The sequence below is a fragment of the Streptococcus sp. FSL R7-0212 genome (assembly GCF_038007985.1).
Lineage (GTDB): Bacteria > Bacillota > Bacilli > Lactobacillales > Streptococcaceae > Streptococcus > Streptococcus parauberis.
Genome location: NZ_JBBOYF010000001.1, coordinates 1120663 through 1136974, shown reverse-complemented (window position 1 = coordinate 1136974; position 16312 = coordinate 1120663). Strand labels below are relative to the sequence as shown.

17 protein-coding genes are annotated in these 16312 nt (G+C 33.3%); all 17 read left to right on the top strand.

Going from position 1 to position 16312, the window contains the following annotated elements; translation table 11 throughout:
- The first annotated feature begins 23 nt into the window (after positions 1-23).
- The 17 genes from MKY69_RS05835 to MKY69_RS05755 all read left to right on the top strand — a co-directional run bounded on the left by MKY69_RS05835 (position 24) and on the right by MKY69_RS05755 (position 16273).
- Positions 24-620, top strand: coding sequence for a restriction endonuclease subunit S (locus MKY69_RS05835; protein ID WP_340791142.1), 597 nt, complete (start codon positions 24-26; stop codon positions 618-620).
- Between the two features lie 10 nt (positions 621-630).
- Positions 631-1602 (top strand): aromatic acid exporter family protein, encoded by a 972-nt coding sequence (locus MKY69_RS05830; RefSeq protein WP_003103800.1) that lies wholly within the window; start codon positions 631-633, stop codon positions 1600-1602.
- Between the two features lie 78 nt (positions 1603-1680).
- Complete coding sequence (locus MKY69_RS05825; protein WP_003102843.1) at positions 1681-3018, top strand: DUF2130 domain-containing protein; 1338 nt, start codon at positions 1681-1683, stop codon at positions 3016-3018.
- Positions 3019-3108: 90 nt separating this feature from the next.
- Positions 3109-3990 (top strand): tRNA pseudouridine(55) synthase TruB, encoded by an 882-nt coding sequence (gene truB, locus MKY69_RS05820; RefSeq protein WP_340791141.1) that lies wholly within the window; start codon positions 3109-3111, stop codon positions 3988-3990.
- Between the two features lie 21 nt (positions 3991-4011).
- Entirely contained in the window at positions 4012-4944 is a 933-nt protein-coding gene (locus tag MKY69_RS05815) for a bifunctional riboflavin kinase/FAD synthetase (protein WP_340791140.1), read from the top strand.
- 42 nt (positions 4945-4986) lie between these two features.
- Positions 4987-5391 carry a Spx/MgsR family RNA polymerase-binding regulatory protein gene (locus MKY69_RS05810; protein ID WP_003106962.1) on the top strand — a complete coding sequence of 135 codons (405 nt, stop codon included), beginning with the start codon at positions 4987-4989 and terminating at the stop codon, positions 5389-5391.
- Position 5392: 1 nt separating this feature from the next.
- Positions 5393-5671, top strand: coding sequence for a UPF0223 family protein (locus MKY69_RS05805; protein ID WP_003104353.1), 279 nt, complete (start codon positions 5393-5395; stop codon positions 5669-5671).
- A complete protein-coding gene (locus tag MKY69_RS05800) occupies positions 5661-6419 on the top strand; it encodes an inositol monophosphatase family protein (protein WP_003103151.1) in 759 nt (252 codons plus the stop codon). Before MKY69_RS05805 ends, MKY69_RS05800 begins: the two co-directional genes overlap by 11 nt.
- Before the next feature lie 166 nt (positions 6420-6585).
- Positions 6586-7452 (top strand): phosphate ABC transporter substrate-binding protein PstS family protein, encoded by an 867-nt coding sequence (locus MKY69_RS05795; RefSeq protein ID WP_003102551.1) that lies wholly within the window; start codon positions 6586-6588, stop codon positions 7450-7452.
- A gap of 10 nt (positions 7453-7462) precedes the next feature.
- On the top strand, positions 7463-8398 hold the full coding sequence (gene pstC, locus MKY69_RS05790) for a phosphate ABC transporter permease subunit PstC (protein WP_037619678.1): 936 nt from the start codon (positions 7463-7465) through the stop codon (positions 8396-8398).
- On the top strand, positions 8388-9275 hold the full coding sequence (pstA, locus tag MKY69_RS05785) for a phosphate ABC transporter permease PstA (protein WP_003106960.1): 888 nt from the start codon (positions 8388-8390) through the stop codon (positions 9273-9275). Before pstC ends, pstA begins: the two co-directional genes overlap by 11 nt.
- A 15-nt stretch (positions 9276-9290) precedes the next feature.
- Positions 9291-10094, top strand: a complete 804-nt coding sequence (gene pstB, locus MKY69_RS05780) for a phosphate ABC transporter ATP-binding protein PstB (RefSeq protein WP_099567490.1) — start codon at positions 9291-9293, stop codon at positions 10092-10094.
- An 11-nt stretch (positions 10095-10105) separates the two neighbouring features.
- Entirely contained in the window at positions 10106-10864 is a 759-nt protein-coding gene (gene pstB, locus MKY69_RS05775; protein WP_003104047.1) for a phosphate ABC transporter ATP-binding protein PstB, read from the top strand.
- 65 nt (positions 10865-10929) lie between these two features.
- Positions 10930-11583 (top strand): phosphate signaling complex protein PhoU, encoded by a 654-nt coding sequence (gene phoU, locus MKY69_RS05770; protein ID WP_003103398.1) that lies wholly within the window; start codon positions 10930-10932, stop codon positions 11581-11583.
- A 63-nt stretch (positions 11584-11646) separates the two neighbouring features.
- Positions 11647-14184 carry a M1 family metallopeptidase gene (locus tag MKY69_RS05765; RefSeq protein ID WP_340791139.1) on the top strand — a complete coding sequence of 846 codons (2538 nt, stop codon included), beginning with the start codon at positions 11647-11649 and terminating at the stop codon, positions 14182-14184.
- 117 nt (positions 14185-14301) lie between these two features.
- The gene (locus MKY69_RS05760) at positions 14302-14976 is read left to right on the top strand and encodes a response regulator transcription factor (protein ID WP_003104260.1); all 675 of its coding nucleotides are present in this window, start codon (positions 14302-14304) and stop codon (positions 14974-14976) included.
- Positions 14969-16273, top strand: coding sequence for a sensor histidine kinase (locus tag MKY69_RS05755; RefSeq protein WP_100083870.1), 1305 nt, complete (start codon positions 14969-14971; stop codon positions 16271-16273). The genes MKY69_RS05760 and MKY69_RS05755 overlap by 8 nt, the downstream gene beginning before the upstream one ends.
- Positions 16274-16312: the final 39 nt, after the last annotated feature.

Here is a 16312-nt window from a genome sequence, read left to right as displayed (position 1 = left end):
TTGATAGAAAGATACTAAATAATATGAAAAGCATTATTGATACTTACATTAATGATGATAGAGAGAAAATGACTTTAGCAGAAACTGTAGACTGCTTTAAAGGCAAAGCAATTTCTAGTAAAATTGAAGAAGGCGAATTTGGATTGATTAATTTATCTGATATGCAAAAAGATGGAATCAATTATGAGCATTTAAGAACATTCCAAATGGAACGACGCCAACTATTACGTTATATTTTAGAAGAAGGGGATGTCCTGATTGCTTCTAAAGGAACAGTTAAAAAAGTTTGTGTTTTTCATAAACAAGAAAATGACATTGTTGCTTCATTAAATATTACAGTATTAAGACCAAAAAAAGCTTTCCGGGGCTATTACATCAAGTTCTTTTTGGATTCACCAATTGGCCAAGCCTTATTAGATGAAGCAGATCATGGCAAAGATGTTATTAATCTGTCGACCAAAGATTTACTGGATATCTCTATACCTGTAATTCCCTTAGTTAAACAAGATTATTTAATAAATAATTATCTAAGAGGTTTGAACGATTATCATCGCAAATTGAATCGAGCCCAACAAGAATGGCAACATCTTCAAAATGAAATTGAAAAGGCTTTAAGTTGAGGGAGTTCACATGAATATCATTGAACGTACCCTTAAGATGGTCTTTGCTACAGTTATTTCAATTCTAATCGCACAATATTTTAAATTAGACTTTGCCAGTTCTGCAGGCATTATTGCTTTACTAAGTATACTGGATACTCGGAAATCTAGTTTGTCGGTGGCCTTAAGCAGATTCTTATCCTTCTTTCTAGCATTTGCAATTGCCATACTAATTTTTAAAGTAACAGGTTATACTCTATTAGCATTCTCAGTATACCTTTTACTAACAATTCCAATATTGTATCTCTTTAAATTGGAATCTGGATTAGTTCCAATTACTGTCTTAGTCAGCCATTTATGGGCCATCCAGTCAATTGCTCTATCAATGTTATTAAATGAATTTTATATTTTTGTCATTGGAACATGTGTTGCACTTTTGTTTAATAGTTATATGGGATCAAATCAACGTAAAATTGCCCAATACCATAGAAAAGTAGAAGAGCAAATGAAAACAATTTTATTTGAGATGGAAGCAGATTTGTTGGAAGAATCAAGTCAAAGTAGCTTGTCTGAAATCCAACACTTAGAATCTAGTTTAAAAGAGGCATTAGGTCTTGTTTATCGGGATAGTTATAATCAATTATTTCAAGCTAGCAACTATCAAGTACATTATTTTGAAATGCGCAAACAACAAACTAAATTAATGAAACAGATGTTCGTAAGTATATCAAAAGTATCAGTAACGACAAGGCAAAGTATCTTACTAGCCCACCTGATTCACGAAACAGCTAGTCAACTCAGTCAAGGAAATCCAGCATTGACACTGATTGATGATATTGAACAACTATTAGAGACTTTTAGGCATGAAGAATTACCAAAAACACGATTAGAATTTGAAAATCGTGCCTCGCTATTTCAACTATTAAATGATTTGGAATCTTTTATATTGGAAAAAACAAATTTTTATCAAACTTATCAAGAGGGTGAGTTAACAAAGAGATAATTACAAAGGCTAAGATGAGCATATTCTTAGTCTTTTTTGCTATAATAGTAAGCATGAATATCAGTGATTGGAGTAATCATGAAAGAAATTAAATGTCCTAAATGTCATACAGTATTTACAATTGATGAATCAGAATATAGTTTATTATTGTCACAAATAAGAGGTGAAGAATTTGACCGTGAAATTCAACAACGACTTACTAATGAATTAGCAATCCATCAAGAAAAAGCTAAAGGACTGTTACAAGAAAAATTGGCGGAGAAAGATAAGTCGATTCAAGAGTTAAGTAATCGACTCAGCCAATCTGAAAAAGATCAGACTATGGTTCGGCAAGAAGCTCTAGCTCAAAAGGATAAAGAGATTTATGAACTTGAAAGTCAACTTGAAAAGATTAAATCTCAAAATGCTTTAGATTTAGCCAAATCATTAACTGAAAAAGATAAAGCATTAACCCAGTTACAAAATAAGCTAGAAAAAATGGAACTGGAAAATCAGAGTAAATTACAGTCAGCAATGACAAGTATTGAAAAAGAGCGCGATGCCTTACAAAATCAAATTCTTCTTCAGGAGAAAGAAAGCGAGCTATCTCTTGCTTCCTTAAAACGTGATTACGATGCTCAACTTAAAGCAGCAAATGAACAAGTTGATTTCTATAAAAACTTTAAAGCACAGCAATCAACCAAAGCAATAGGAGAAAGTTTAGAATTATACGCAGAAACTGAATTTAATAAAGTTCGCGCTTATGCCTTTCCGAATGCTTATTTTGCTAAAGATAATGAATTATCAAGTCGTGGCTCAAAAGGGGACTATATTTTTAAGGAGAATATAGACGGGATAGAACTCTTGTCTATCATGTTTGAAATGAAAAATGAGGCAGACACCACCAAGACCAAACATAGAAATAGTGATTTTTTGAAAGAACTTGACCGTGATCGTCGTGAAAAAGGGTGTGAGTATGCCGTTTTAGTCACTATGCTTGAAGCAGACAATGATTACTATAACACAGGGATAGTAGATGTCAGTCATGAATATCCAAAGATGTATATCATTCGTCCTCAATTCTTTATTCAAATTATAGGTTTATTGCGAAACGCTGCTATGAATGCCATGACCTACAAACAAGAACTTGCTTTAGTTCGTGAGCAAAATATAGATATTACACACTTTGAAGAAGATTTGGATCTCTTTAAAAATGCCTTTGCTAAGAATTATCAGTCAGCAAGTAGTAACTTTAAAAAAGCTATTGATGAAATAGACAAGTCGATTAAACGCATGGAAGAAGTCAAACGCTTTTTAACTACCAGTGAGAATCAACTCCGTCTGGCAAACAATAAACTAGATGATGTCTCAATAAAAAAATTAACGCGTCAGAATCCAACAATGCGTGAGAAATTTGATGCTTTAAGAAATGAGTAAATAGGCTGCTTTAAAATCTTTTGGTATGTTAAGAGAAAGAAAAAACGTATAATCCAGATTGATAAAATAATCAGAAAATGAAAGAAAATTATGAAAAATGGAATAATAAATGTTAAAAAGGAAGCTGGAATGACTTCCCATGATGTGGTTTTTAAATTAAGACGCATTTTGCAAGAGAAAAAGATTGGTCATGGTGGAACCCTTGATCCAGACGTCGTTGGTGTATTACCAATAGCAGTTGGAAAGGCGACTCGTGTCATTGAATATATGACTGAAGCAGGGAAAGTCTACGAGGGAGAAGTAACGCTAGGTTTCTCAACAACAACAGAAGATGCTAGTGGTGAAATCATTGAACAAGTTCCTGTATCGAAAGATTTAACTGAAGAATTAATTGATGCCACGATGAAAACATTTATTGGTGAAATTACTCAGATTCCTCCTATGTACTCAGCTGTTAAAGTAAACGGACGGAAACTATATGAATATGCTCGAGCTGGTCAAACTGTTGAACGTCCAGAAAGACAAGTTACTATTTATCAGTTTGAAAGAACTAGTCCTTTAACTTTCGTTGGCGGACTATGTCGTTTCTCTTTTAAAGTTGCATGTAGTAAAGGAACTTACGTAAGAACTTTAGCTGTGGATTTAGGTGAAAAGCTTGATTACCCAAGTCATATGTCAAAATTAATGCGGACAGCTTCAGCTGGTTTGACATTAGACAATGCTCTAACACTTAGTGAGATTGAGGAACTTGTAAAAAATCAAGATTACAGTTTCTTTCTTCCAATTAGTTTAGGTGTTTCTGATTTACCAAAAATGATGATTAGTGAAAGTGAAAAAGAGGAACTATCTTTTGGCAGAAGGATAGTCTTACCAAGCCAGGAAAAACTAGTTGCTGCCTTTTTTGATGATCAGTTAGTCGCTGTTCTTGAACAAAGAGAAGATGGTTATAAACCAAAAAAAGTCCTATTATAGGATTACTAGAAAAAGGGTATTATGAAAATTCAACAAATTAAATCATATAAAGATATTAGTGAAGATGACAAAACAGTCTTAGTACTGGGTTATTTTGATGGTTTGCACCGAGGGCATAAAGCTTTATTTGATAAAGCAAAAAGTTTGGCTAAAAAAGAAAATTTTAAAATTGTAAGCTTAACTTTTAATGAAACACCAAAACTCGCTTTTGCCAAATATAATCCAGAGTTACTTTTACACATTACTTACCCAGAAAAACGATATCAAAAATTTTCAGAATATGGAGTAGACCATCTCTACCTGATTGATTTTACAACGGCTTTTTCAAAAATTACCTCTGATGATTTTATAAAAAACTATATTGGAAGTTTAAATGCCAAATATATAGTAGTTGGCTTTGACTATAAATTTGGTCATAATCGTACTAATAGTGATTATTTACAACGCAATTTTGATGGGAAAGTCTATACAATTGATGAAGTTTCTTTTAATGGAAGAAAGATTTCTTCAACATGGATTAGAGAAGCTATCAAATCTGGTGATGTGAATGCTGCCAATCAATTATTAGGTTATGATTTTACGACAAGAGGGATGGTAGTTCACGGGGATGCGCGTGGTCGCACCTTAGGATTTCCTACAGCTAACTTAGCACCAATTGATCGTACTTATCTGCCAGCTGATGGAGTATATGTTACAGATGTCTTAGTTAATGGACGAATCTACCGCTCAATGACAAGTATTGGTAAAAATATTACCTTCGGCGGAGACGAGCTGCGTCTCGAGGTTAATATCTTTGACTTTGATGGTGATATCTATGGAGAATCTTTAGAAATTATCTGGTTAGATAAAATAAGAGATATGGCTAAATTTGAGGGGATTGAAGATTTAATAGATCAATTAAATAATGATAAAGAGATTGCATTAAATTGGAAAAAAGATAGCAAATTTAATTAAATTTTTGTATAATGAGGTAAGTAGAAAAATTAGAGGAAAAGTATGGTTACCTTATTTTTATCACCAAGTTGTACTTCGTGTCGTAAGGCGCGAGCATGGCTATTAAAACATGAAGTGAATTTTCAAGAACATAATATAATTACCAGTCCCTTAACAAGAGATGAACTTTTATCAATATTATCATTTACGGAAAACGGGACAGAAGATATTATCTCAACTCGTTCAAAAGTATTTCAAAAATTAAATATAGATGTAGAAGATTTATCCATTTCTGACTTAATTGATTTAATTGCATCAAATCCTAGTCTTTTGAGACGTCCAATTATCATGGATAAAAAAAGAATGCAAATTGGTTTTAACGAAGATGATATCAGAGCATTTTTACCAAGAGATTACCGTAAACAAGAATTACGTCAAGCAACAATTAAAGCAGAAATTGAGGGATGACATGTCAACTAATTATAATTATCCACTTGATATAAACTGGAGCACTGACGATATCACATCAGTGCTTCATTTTTTAAATCAAGTTGAACTTGCTTATGAAGGAAAAGTTAATGCTAAAAATCTCTTGCAGGCATACTCGGCGTTTAAAAAAGTAGTTCCGAGTAAAGCTCAAGAAAAACAAATTGATCGTGAATTTGAAAAAAGTAGTGGCTATTCTACCTATAAAGTAGTTCAAGCTGCCAAAAAACTTGAGGAAGGATATTTTACACTTGATAAATAAATTCGACTTTGCAAAATCATTAATCTATGATGCAGCTGATTTCATTAAAGAAAAAATGTCTGGACAATTGGATATCCAGGTTAAAAGCAACCATGACGATTTAGTTACAAATGTGGATCAAGAAACTCAGGACTTTTTGATTTCCCAAATAAAAAAACACTACCCTCAAGACAATATATTAGCTGAAGAGAATGATGTCAGACATCCTATCAATGATGGTTCTGTTTGGGTAATTGACCCAATTGATGGAACTGTCAATTTTATTGTACAGGGTGAAAATTTTGCTATTATGTTAGCTTACTTTGAAGATGGTGTAGGCCAATTTGCTTTTATATATGATGTTATGAAAGATCAACTCCTTGCGGGTGGTGGTCAATTTGATGTTTTATTTAATGATAAAAAAGTACTTCCTTATGAGCCTAAGGGTTTATCAGAATCATTAGTCATTTGTAATTCAGGAATGTATTTAGAAAATTATTGTGGTTTGATGAATTTAATTAGACAGTCATTAGGTGTTAGGATTTATGGCGGAGCTGGTATTTCAATCATTAAAGTCTTAAGGCAACAAGTATTTGGCTACTTTTCATATATTCAGCCTTGGGACTATGCAGCTGCGTATATTTTTGGTGAAAGATTAGGTTATGTACTTCTCACTATTGAAGGTGAAAAACCAGATTTTCAAACTCGGCAGAAGGTAATGTTTGTTCCAGAAGCAGAGCTTCCAGTATTAAAAAAAATATTGAATTAAGCTTGAAATACTAATAATATATTTAGATTTCAAAGAAAAATATAATGTCTGCTTTTTTCGTACAATCCAGATAAAAGTTCTTCCTTTGAAATGCTAGTTATGTTACTATAATGATTGAGTTGAAAAATCAACCTACCCTAATATTTTATGAATAGGAAATAAATCAATGAATATTAAAAAGAAATTCTTTTTGTTTAGTTTGTTAACAATATCAACACTATTTTTGACAGCATGTTCAAGTTGGATTCAAAAAGGTGAATCCATTACAGCTGTTGGGTCAACGGCATTACAGCCACTAGTTGAAGCGGCAGCTGATGAATTTGCAAGTACACACCTTGGTAAAACAATAAATGTTCAAGGCGGTGGTTCTGGAACTGGTCTTTCTCAAATTCAATCACAATCAGTTCAAATCGGGAATAGTGATTTGTTCGCTGAAGAAAAAGATGGTATTGATGCTAAAAAACTTACTGATCATCAAGTGGCAGTAGCTGGACTAGCAATTATTACAAACAAAAAAGTTAAAGTTTCAAATCTTACAACTGACCAATTAAGACGGATTTTTTCTGGTGAATATACAAACTGGAAACAAGTTGGTGGTCAAAATCTAGAAATTTCTGTTATTAATAGAGCAGCAAGTTCTGGATCACGTGCGACATTTGACAATGTTATCATGGGGGATGTTCCAGCTAAACAAAGTCAAGAACAAGATTCAAACGGTATGGTTAAATCAATTGTTGCTCAAACTCCGGGAGCTATTTCTTATTTAGCATTTTCTTACGTTGATAAAAGTGTTAAAGCACCTAACCTAAATGGTTTTTCTCCGAATGCGGAACATGTAAAAACCAATGACTGGCCAATTTGGTCTTATGAACATATGTATACTTATGGAAAAGCAGATGGTTTAACTAAGGAATTTCTTGACTTTATGACTTCTGAAGAAGTACAAAAGAAAGTTGTTACACATATGGGTTATATTCCAATGACTGAGATGAAAGTTGTTAAATCTCATGATGGAAAAGTTTCAAAGAAATAGTGGGAGTATTATGAAAGATCAGGAATTAGCTAAAAAATTAGTTTCGCCATCTAAAAATTCACGTTTAGAAAAATTTGGTAAAACATTAACATTTTTATGTTTAGCTTTAATCGTTTTTATAGTTGCAATGATTTTAATTTTCGTTGCTCAAAAAGGGTTGTCAACCTTTTTTGTTGATAAAGTAAATATTTTTGATTTCTTATTTGGTAAAGAATGGCAACCGAGTTTGAAAGATAAGAATGGTATGCCTTATCTTGGAGCACTTCCAATGATTACAGGTTCTTTTGTCGTAACAATCCTTTCTGCTATTATTGCAACACCATTTGCAATTGGAGCAGCAGTATTCATGACTGAGATTTCACCAAAATATGGTGCAAAATTACTACAACCAGCTGTTGAATTACTTGTTGGTATTCCTTCAGTTGTTTATGGATTTATTGGTTTACAAATAATTGTACCCTTTGTTCGTTCACTATTTGGCGGCACTGGTTTTGGTATCTTATCTGGGGTTTGTGTGCTCTTTGTTATGATTCTTCCAACTGTAACATTCATGACTGTGGATAGTTTGAAAGCAGTCCCACGTCATTATCGTGAAGCAAGCATGGCTATGGGTGCAACTCGTTGGCAAACAATCTGGCGTGTTGTATTGAATGCTGCTAGACCAGGAATCTTTACAGCAGTCATCTTTGGTATGGCTAGAGCATTTGGTGAAGCACTTGCTATACAAATGGTTGTTGGTAATTCAGCTGTTATGCCTACTTCACTTACAACACCAGCGGCGACATTGACATCTGTATTAACAATGGGTATTGGTAATACAGTTATGGGAACTGTTCAAAATAACGTTCTTTGGTCATTAGCCTTAGTATTATTATTAATGAGTTTAGCATTTAACTCAATAGTTAAATTAATTACGAAAGAGAGAAAGAGAAATTATGAACGCTAAAAAGATTGATAAATTAGCAACTGGTACTTTGTATACCATTGCTGGAATCATTGTAGCTATTTTAGCTTCATTAATTCTATATATTCTCGTCCGTGGTTTACCGCATGTTTCTTGGTCTTTCTTAACTGGTCGCTCGTCTTCATACGAAGCTGGTGGTGGGATTGGTATCCAACTATATAACTCATTTTTTCTACTAGTTATTACGTTACTCATTTCAATTCCCCTCTCAACGGGTGCTGGTATTTACCTTGCTGAATATGCAACTAAAGGCCCCCTTACTAACTTTATCCGTACTTGTATTGAAATTCTTTCATCTTTACCATCAGTTGTTGTTGGTTTATTTGGTTATTTGATATTCGTTGTCCAATTTCAATATGGTTTCTCCATTATTTCAGGAGCCTTAGCTTTAACTGTATTTAACCTTCCACAGATGACTCGTAATGTAGAAGATAGTTTACTTCACGTACATCATACACAAAGAGAAGCAGGGTTAGCACTTGGACTATCCCGTTGGGAAACTGTTTTCCATGTAGTTATTCCGGAAGCACTTCCTGGTATTGTAACTGGTATTGTCTTAGCATCAGGTCGTATCTTTGGTGAAGCGGCTGCTCTAATCTATACAGCTGGACAATCAGCACCGGCTCTTGATTGGTCAAACTGGAATCCATTAAGTATTACAAGTCCAATTTCTATTTTCCGTCAGTCTGAGACACTAGCTGTTCATATTTGGAAAGTAAATAGTGAAGGGACTATTCCTGATGGAACTTTAGTATCTGCTGGTAGTGCAGCAGTATTATTAATCTTTATCTTAATTTTTAACCTATCAGCTCGTTTACTCGGTAAGAGACTTCATTCAAGAATGACAGCAGCTGAATAGGTTCAAGGAGAAATAATGACTGAATATAATTGGAATGAACGTCATATCATGACCTTCCCTGAAGAAAAAATTGCTTTATCTACAAAAGAATTACACGTCTATTATGCAGGTAATGAAGCGATCAAAGGGATTGATATGCAGTTTGAAAAAAACAAAATTACGGCTCTTATTGGCCCTTCTGGTTGTGGTAAATCAACATATCTCAGAAGTTTGAATAGAATGAATGATACCATCGATATTGCTAAAGTTACTGGTGAGATTAATTATCATGGTATTGATATCAATAGTCCAGAAATGAATGTTTTTGAAGTTAGAAAAAATATTGGAATGGTTTTTCAACGTCCAAATCCTTTTGCAAAATCAATATATCGTAATATCACTTTTGCTCATGAGCGTGCTGGGGTTAAAGATAAACAGATCTTAGATGAGATTGTTGAAACTTCATTAAAACAAGCAGCACTTTGGAATCAGGTAAAGGATGACCTACACAAATCAGCGTTTACCTTATCTGGTGGACAACAACAGAGATTATGTATTGCAAGAGCAATTTCAGTGAAACCTGATATCTTATTAATGGACGAACCTGCATCAGCATTGGATCCTATTGCAACTATGCAATTAGAGGAAACAATGTTTGACTTGAAAAAAAACTATACAATTATCATTGTTACTCATAATATGCAGCAAGCTGCTCGTGCAAGTGATTATACAGGATTTTTCTATTTGGGTGACCTGATTGAATATGATAAAACACGCAATATTTTCCAAAATGCTCAATGTAAATCAACAAATGATTACGTATCAGGTCATTTTGGATAGAGAGGGCTCCTATGACAGAACCAATATTACAAGTTAAAGACTTATCTGTTTACTATAACAAGAAGAAAACATTAAATAATGTATCTTTGGATTTTTTCCCTAATGAAATTACAGCCTTGATTGGCCCTTCTGGATCTGGTAAATCGACTTTGTTACGTGCTATTAACCGCATGAGTGATTTGAATCCAGAAGTTACAGTTACAGGAACAATCATTTATAATGGACATAATATTTATAGTCCTAGAACTGATACAGTAGATTTAAGAAAAGAAATTGGGATGGTATTCCAACAACCAAATCCATTTCCAATGTCAATCTATGAAAATGTTGTTTATGGTCTTCGTTTAAAAGGTATCAAAGATAAACAAGTTCTTGACCAAGCTGTTGAATCCTCATTAAAAGGAGCTTCAATTTGGGTTGAAGTTAAGGATCGCTTGCATGATTCAGCCTTAAGTTTATCTGGTGGACAGCAACAACGTGTTTGTGTTGCTAGAGTATTAGCAACTAGTCCAAAAATTATTTTATTAGATGAGCCTACCTCAGCATTAGACCCAATTTCAGCCGGAAAAATTGAAGAAACTTTATTTGAATTAAAAAAAGAATATACCTTAGTAGTTGTAACTCGTTCAATGCAACAAGCTTCTCGATTATCTGACCGAACAGGATTTTTCCTTGCCGGCGATTTACTTGAAGTCGGTAATACGAAAACAATGTTTATGAATCCTAAGAGAAAAGAAACCGAAGATTATATTTCTGGTAAATTCGGATAATTATTTGAAAACTATCTCAATACGTTTATGAACAAATATAGATATATAGAAAAGAAGGGAAGATTATGCTTAGAAGTAAATTTGATGAAGAATTAGACAAATTACATAATCAATTTTATTCAATGGGGACAGAAGTTTTAGCACAAATTAATAAAACTGTTCGCGCCTTTGTTAGTCATGATCGTGATTTAGCAAAAGAAGTCATTGAAGAAGATGATACTATTAACGAATTCGAAACCAAACTTGAGAAGAAATCACTTGAAATTATTGCTTTACAACAGCCTGTTTCAAATGATTTACGTACTGTTATCACTGTTCTTAAAGCATCAAGTGATATTGAACGTATGGGTGACCATGCTTCGTCAATTGCAAAAGCAACAATTCGTATGAAGGGTGAAGAAAGATTACCACTTGTTGAAGAACAAATTAACTTAATGGGTAAAGCTGTTAAACATATGGTTGAGGATGCTTTAAATGCCTATATCAACGGTGATGATAAAAAAGCATACGAAATTGCTGCACATGATGAAATCATTGATAATTATTTCCGTGATATTCAAGCATTAGCAGTTGAAGAAATTAGAAAAACTCCAGATGCTGTTTTTGCAGGGAAAGAATACTTCCAAGTGCTTATGTATTTGGAAAGAATCGGTGACTATGCTCGTAATATTTGTGAGTGGATTGTTTACCTTAAAACTGGAAAAATTATTGAATTATAAGTTAATATGATATAATAGTAGTTAGAAATATTTTCTAATCACTATTTTAGACTGAGGAGTTTTATGAACAAAGTAGAACATTTGATCGAGAAATTTAGTCCTGAAAATTATAATTTATTTTTAGACATTAATCGTGAAAATAAGACCTTCACTGGGAATGTAGCCATTAATGGTGAAGCATTTGATAACCATATTTCGTTTCATCAAAAAGATTTAGAGCTTCATTCTATTCTATTAGATAACGAAGATCTTGTATTTTCAGTGGATCATGCAAATGAAGCAGTCCATGTTGAATTACCTACAACTGGTACAATGACAGTTGTCATTGAATTCTCCGGTATTATCACTGACAATATGACAGGAATTTACCCATCATACTATACAATTGACGGTAAAAGTAAAGAAGTCATTTCTACTCAATTTGAAAGTCATTTTGCTCGCGAAGCTTTCCCATGTATTGATGAACCACAAGCTAAAGCAACGTTTGACTTAAGCATCAAATTTGATCAAAAAGAATCTGAAATTGTTATTTCTAATATGCCGGAAACCAATGTGGAATTGCGACAAGAAACTGGTATCTGGATTTTCGATACAACACCTCGCATGTCCTCTTATCTACTCGCATTTGGTTTAGGTGATTTACATGGTGTCACTGCTAAATCCAAAGGTGGAACAGAAGTTGGTGTATTTGCGACTAAAGCACATCCTACTTCATCATTAGAATTTTCATTAAATATTGCTGTTCGTATTATTGATTTTTATGAAGAGTATTTTGGTGTTTCATATCCAATTCCTCAATCTTATAATCTTGCCTTACCCGATTTTTCTTCAGGAGCAATGGAAAACTGGGGCTTAATCACTTATCGTGAAATCTATTTATTAGTTGATAAAAATTCAACAGCATCAAGCCGTCAGCAAGTAGCACTAGTAGTAGCTCATGAGTTAGCTCACCAATGGTTTGGTAATTTAGTTACTATGAAATGGTGGGATGATTTATGGTTGAACGAAAGTTTTGCTAACATGATGGAATATGTATCAGTTGATGCAATTGAACCAGCTTGGAAAATTTTTGAAGATTTCCAAACTGGTGGAGTTCCACTTGCGCTAAAACGTGACGCTACTGATGGCGTTCAATCAGTTCATGTAGGTGTTAACCATCCAGATGAAATTAATACACTTTTTGATCCAGCAATTGTTTATGCAAAAGGAAGTCGTTTAATGCATATGCTGAGACGTTGGATTGGTGATCAAATTTTTGCAAAAGGTTTGAAAATTTACTTTGATAAGCACCAGTATGGAAACACAGTCGGTAGAGACTTGTGGAATGCCTTAGCTGAAGCTTCTGGAAAAGATGTTGCAGCCTTTATGGATGCTTGGTTAGAACAGCCTGGATATCCAGTCTTAACAGTAAAAGTTGAAAATGATTCATTGGTACTTAGTCAAGAGCAGTTCTTTATTGGGGATCACCAAGAACAAAACAGAATTTGGCCAATTCCTTTAAATAGCTCATGGACTGGTATTCCTGACACCTTGACAGAAGAAACTTTAGTGATTCCTAACTTTAGTCTAATTGCAAAGCAAAATCAAGGACCACTACGTTTTAATACAGAAAATACTGCTCACTATATTACTAATTATCAAGGCCAATTATTTGAAAATCTAGTTGATCATCTTGAACAATTGGATAACACCAGTCTACTCCAATTAATTCAAGAGCGTCGCTTATTAGCAGAGAGTGGAATGATATCATATGCCCAATTGGTAGAATTCATTTCAGCCTTTAAAGCCGAAAAATCATATATGGTTGCATCAGCAGTTCACCAAGTATTAACAGGTCTTGGAAACTTCGTTGATGAAGATTCTGATGAAGAAAAAGCTTTACACCAATTAATTCAATCAATTTACCAAGCTGATTATGAACGTCTTGGATTTGAGAAAAAAGAAAATGAATCAGATGAAGACGAAATGGTCCGTCAGATTGTTTTAAATCAGCTAATTCTTACAGGTCAAGTAGATGTTTTAGAGAAAGCCAAAGTAGTTTATCAAGAGCATCAATCAGACATTGCTCAATTGCCTGCTGCAATTCGTCGTTTTGTTTTGATTAACAAAATTAAATATTTTGAAGATGAAGTAGCTGTTGATCATTTGTTTGATACCTATATTCACACAAATAATAACAATATTCGTTTGGATATTGCGGCAGCTTTATCAAAAACTCATCAAGACCTAACTTTGAGACGAATTCAAGCCAGCATGAAAGACAAAGCTATCGTTAAACCTCAAGATTTAGCAATGTGGTATAGTGCCTTATTAAGTCAGCCATTTACTCAAGAAAAAATATGGGAATGGGCTCGTCAAGATTGGGAATGGATTAAAGCGGCCTTGGGTGGCGATATGAGTTTCGACCGTTTCGTTATTTACCCTGCTAACCACTTTAAAACTGCTCAACGTTTAGCTGAGTATAAAGCTTTCTTCGAGCCTAAGTTAGATGATATGGCAATAAGTCGTAATATTAAAATGGGTATCAATGAAATTTCTGCTCGTGTTGATTTAATTGATAAAGAAAAAGCAGCGGTTTCTCAAGCCTTATTAGCATTTTAACTAAAAAAGAAAGCCTCTGGCTTTCTTTTTTAGTTAAAATTAAGCTTTTCATGCTATTTTATTTAAAATAAGCTAAAATAGTAATTAAAAGTGTTTTATAAGATAGATGGAGATGAGATGATAAAAATATTATTAGTCGAAGATGATTTGAGTTTGTCCAATTCAATATTTGATTTTTTAGATGACTTTGCTGATGTCTTACAAGTTTTTGATGGTGATGAGGGGCTTTATGAGGCTGAAAGTGGTGTCTATGACTTAATTTTGCTTGATTTAATGCTTCCAGAAAAAGATGGTTTTCAAGTTTTAAAAGAGCTTAGGGAAAAAGATATTCATACAGCTGTGTTAATTATGACCGCTAAAGAGAGTCTTGATGATAAAGGTCATGGTTTTGAATTAGGAGCTGATGATTATTTAACTAAGCCGTTTTATCTTGAAGAATTGAAGATGCGCATTCAAGCATTACTCAAACGTTCTGGAAAACTGATGGACAGTAGTCTATATTATAAAAATCTAAAAGTTGATACAGAACGTAATGTCGTTACTGTTGATGAGAAGGAAGTGGAATTACTTGGAAAAGAGTTTGAATTACTTGTTTATTTCCTTCAAAATCAAAACGTTATTTTGCCAAAATCACAGATATTTGATCGAATTTGGGGATTTGATAGTGATACAACAATTTCAGTCGTAGAAGTTTATGTTTCAAAAATACGAAAAAAATTGAAGGGAACAAAATTTGTTGCTGATTTACAAACTCTTCGGAGCGTTGGCTACATTTTAAAAACAAATGAATAAGATAAAATTATTTTTAAAGTCAGGGAGCTTTGATCATTTCTTTCATTTCTTCACTGTTTTTACAAGTATTTTTGTTATTATGACTTTTATCATATTACAAATTATGCGCTTTGGTGTCTATTCAACAGTTGATAATAGTTTGAATCTTGTTGCAAAACACTCTACTCTTTATGCTGATAAAGCGATGGAACAGATTTCACTCTTTAATTTTGATAATCAGAATTTTAATGAAGCGACGAGTCGCTATAAGTCATCTTTGATTACTGATCCTGTTGGTAATACTGACATTATCTTATATAGTGCTGATGGAACAATTTTAAATCCCTTTGATGCTTTTTCAAACTTAAATTATTTTAAATTAAATCCACATCAACTTAATAAGATAGTTACCCAAAAGAAAACAAATTTTTACGGACATGAAGAAAAGTTTCATACTGTCACCATTAAAGTTCAATCAAATAATTATCCTGCCGTTTCTTATCTCAGTGCGGTGGCAAATGTTGACCAACTTGATCGGGCTAATGAGCGGTATGAGAATATTATTATATTGGTTATGAGTATCTTTTGGTTAATTTCCATTTTTGCAAGTATCTATTTAGCTTATTGGAGTCGAAAACCTATTGTTGAGAGTTTTGAAAAGCAGAAGTCATTTGTTGAAAATGCTAGTCATGAATTAAGGACGCCTTTGGCTGTGTTACAAAATCGCTTAGAATCTTTGTTTAGGAAGCCAAACGAGACTATCTTAGAGAATAGCGAAGCCATTGCTTCAAGTCTTGAAGAAGTTAGAAACATGCGTATTTTGACGACTAATCTCCTAAATTTAGCTAGACGAGATGATGGGATTGATGTAAAGAAAGAAGAAATTGGCGCTTCATTCTTTGATCCTATTTTTGAAAATTATAAGCTAATTGCGGAAGAAAATGGGATAAAATTTCAATCATTTAACGAAGTTTCCTATAAATTTGTCACTGATAAAGCTTTGTTAAAACAATTAATAACCATCTTATTTGATAATGCTGTGAAATATACAGCTGAAAATGGGAATATTGTAATCCTCGTTAAAACGACTGAGAAATCACTCTTACTTCGTGTTAGTGATAATGGCATAGGAATTTCTAATTCAGATAAAGAGAGAATTTTTGATCGCTTTTATCGGGTTGATAAAGCTAGGACGCGTCAAATTGGTGGATTCGGTCTAGGCCTAGCATTAGCTAAACAGATTGTGGTCACTTTAAAAGGTGATGTTACAGTCAAAGATAATTTTCCTCAAGGAACTATTTTTCAGGTCAAATTATAATAAAAAAAGACTTAGTATTTAACTAAGTCTTTTTGACTG

Excerpts from the sequence above, each read along its gene's own strand:
- MKY69_RS05835 (WP_340791142.1), top strand. The coding sequence starts at position 24 with ATGAAAAGCATTATTGATACTTACATTAATGATGATAGAGAGAAAATG.
- MKY69_RS05830 (WP_003103800.1), top strand. The coding sequence starts at position 631 with ATGAATATCATTGAACGTACCCTTAAGATGGTCTTTGCTACAGTTATT.
- MKY69_RS05825 (WP_003102843.1), top strand. The coding sequence starts at position 1,681 with ATGAAAGAAATTAAATGTCCTAAATGTCATACAGTATTTACAATTGAT.
- truB (WP_340791141.1), top strand. The coding sequence starts at position 3,109 with ATGAAAAATGGAATAATAAATGTTAAAAAGGAAGCTGGAATGACTTCC.
- MKY69_RS05815 (WP_340791140.1), top strand. The coding sequence starts at position 4,012 with ATGAAAATTCAACAAATTAAATCATATAAAGATATTAGTGAAGATGAC.
- MKY69_RS05810 (WP_003106962.1), top strand. The coding sequence starts at position 4,987 with ATGGTTACCTTATTTTTATCACCAAGTTGTACTTCGTGTCGTAAGGCG.
- MKY69_RS05805 (WP_003104353.1), top strand. The coding sequence starts at position 5,393 with ATGTCAACTAATTATAATTATCCACTTGATATAAACTGGAGCACTGAC.
- MKY69_RS05795 (WP_003102551.1), top strand. The coding sequence starts at position 6,586 with ATGAATATTAAAAAGAAATTCTTTTTGTTTAGTTTGTTAACAATATCA.
- pstC (WP_037619678.1), top strand. The coding sequence starts at position 7,463 with ATGAAAGATCAGGAATTAGCTAAAAAATTAGTTTCGCCATCTAAAAAT.
- pstA (WP_003106960.1), top strand. The coding sequence starts at position 8,388 with ATGAACGCTAAAAAGATTGATAAATTAGCAACTGGTACTTTGTATACC.
- pstB (WP_099567490.1), top strand. The coding sequence starts at position 9,291 with ATGACTGAATATAATTGGAATGAACGTCATATCATGACCTTCCCTGAA.
- pstB (WP_003104047.1), top strand. The coding sequence starts at position 10,106 with ATGACAGAACCAATATTACAAGTTAAAGACTTATCTGTTTACTATAAC.
- phoU (WP_003103398.1), top strand. The coding sequence starts at position 10,930 with ATGCTTAGAAGTAAATTTGATGAAGAATTAGACAAATTACATAATCAA.
- MKY69_RS05765 (WP_340791139.1), top strand. The coding sequence starts at position 11,647 with ATGAACAAAGTAGAACATTTGATCGAGAAATTTAGTCCTGAAAATTAT.
- MKY69_RS05760 (WP_003104260.1), top strand. The coding sequence starts at position 14,302 with ATGATAAAAATATTATTAGTCGAAGATGATTTGAGTTTGTCCAATTCA.
- MKY69_RS05755 (WP_100083870.1), top strand. The coding sequence starts at position 14,969 with ATGAATAAGATAAAATTATTTTTAAAGTCAGGGAGCTTTGATCATTTC.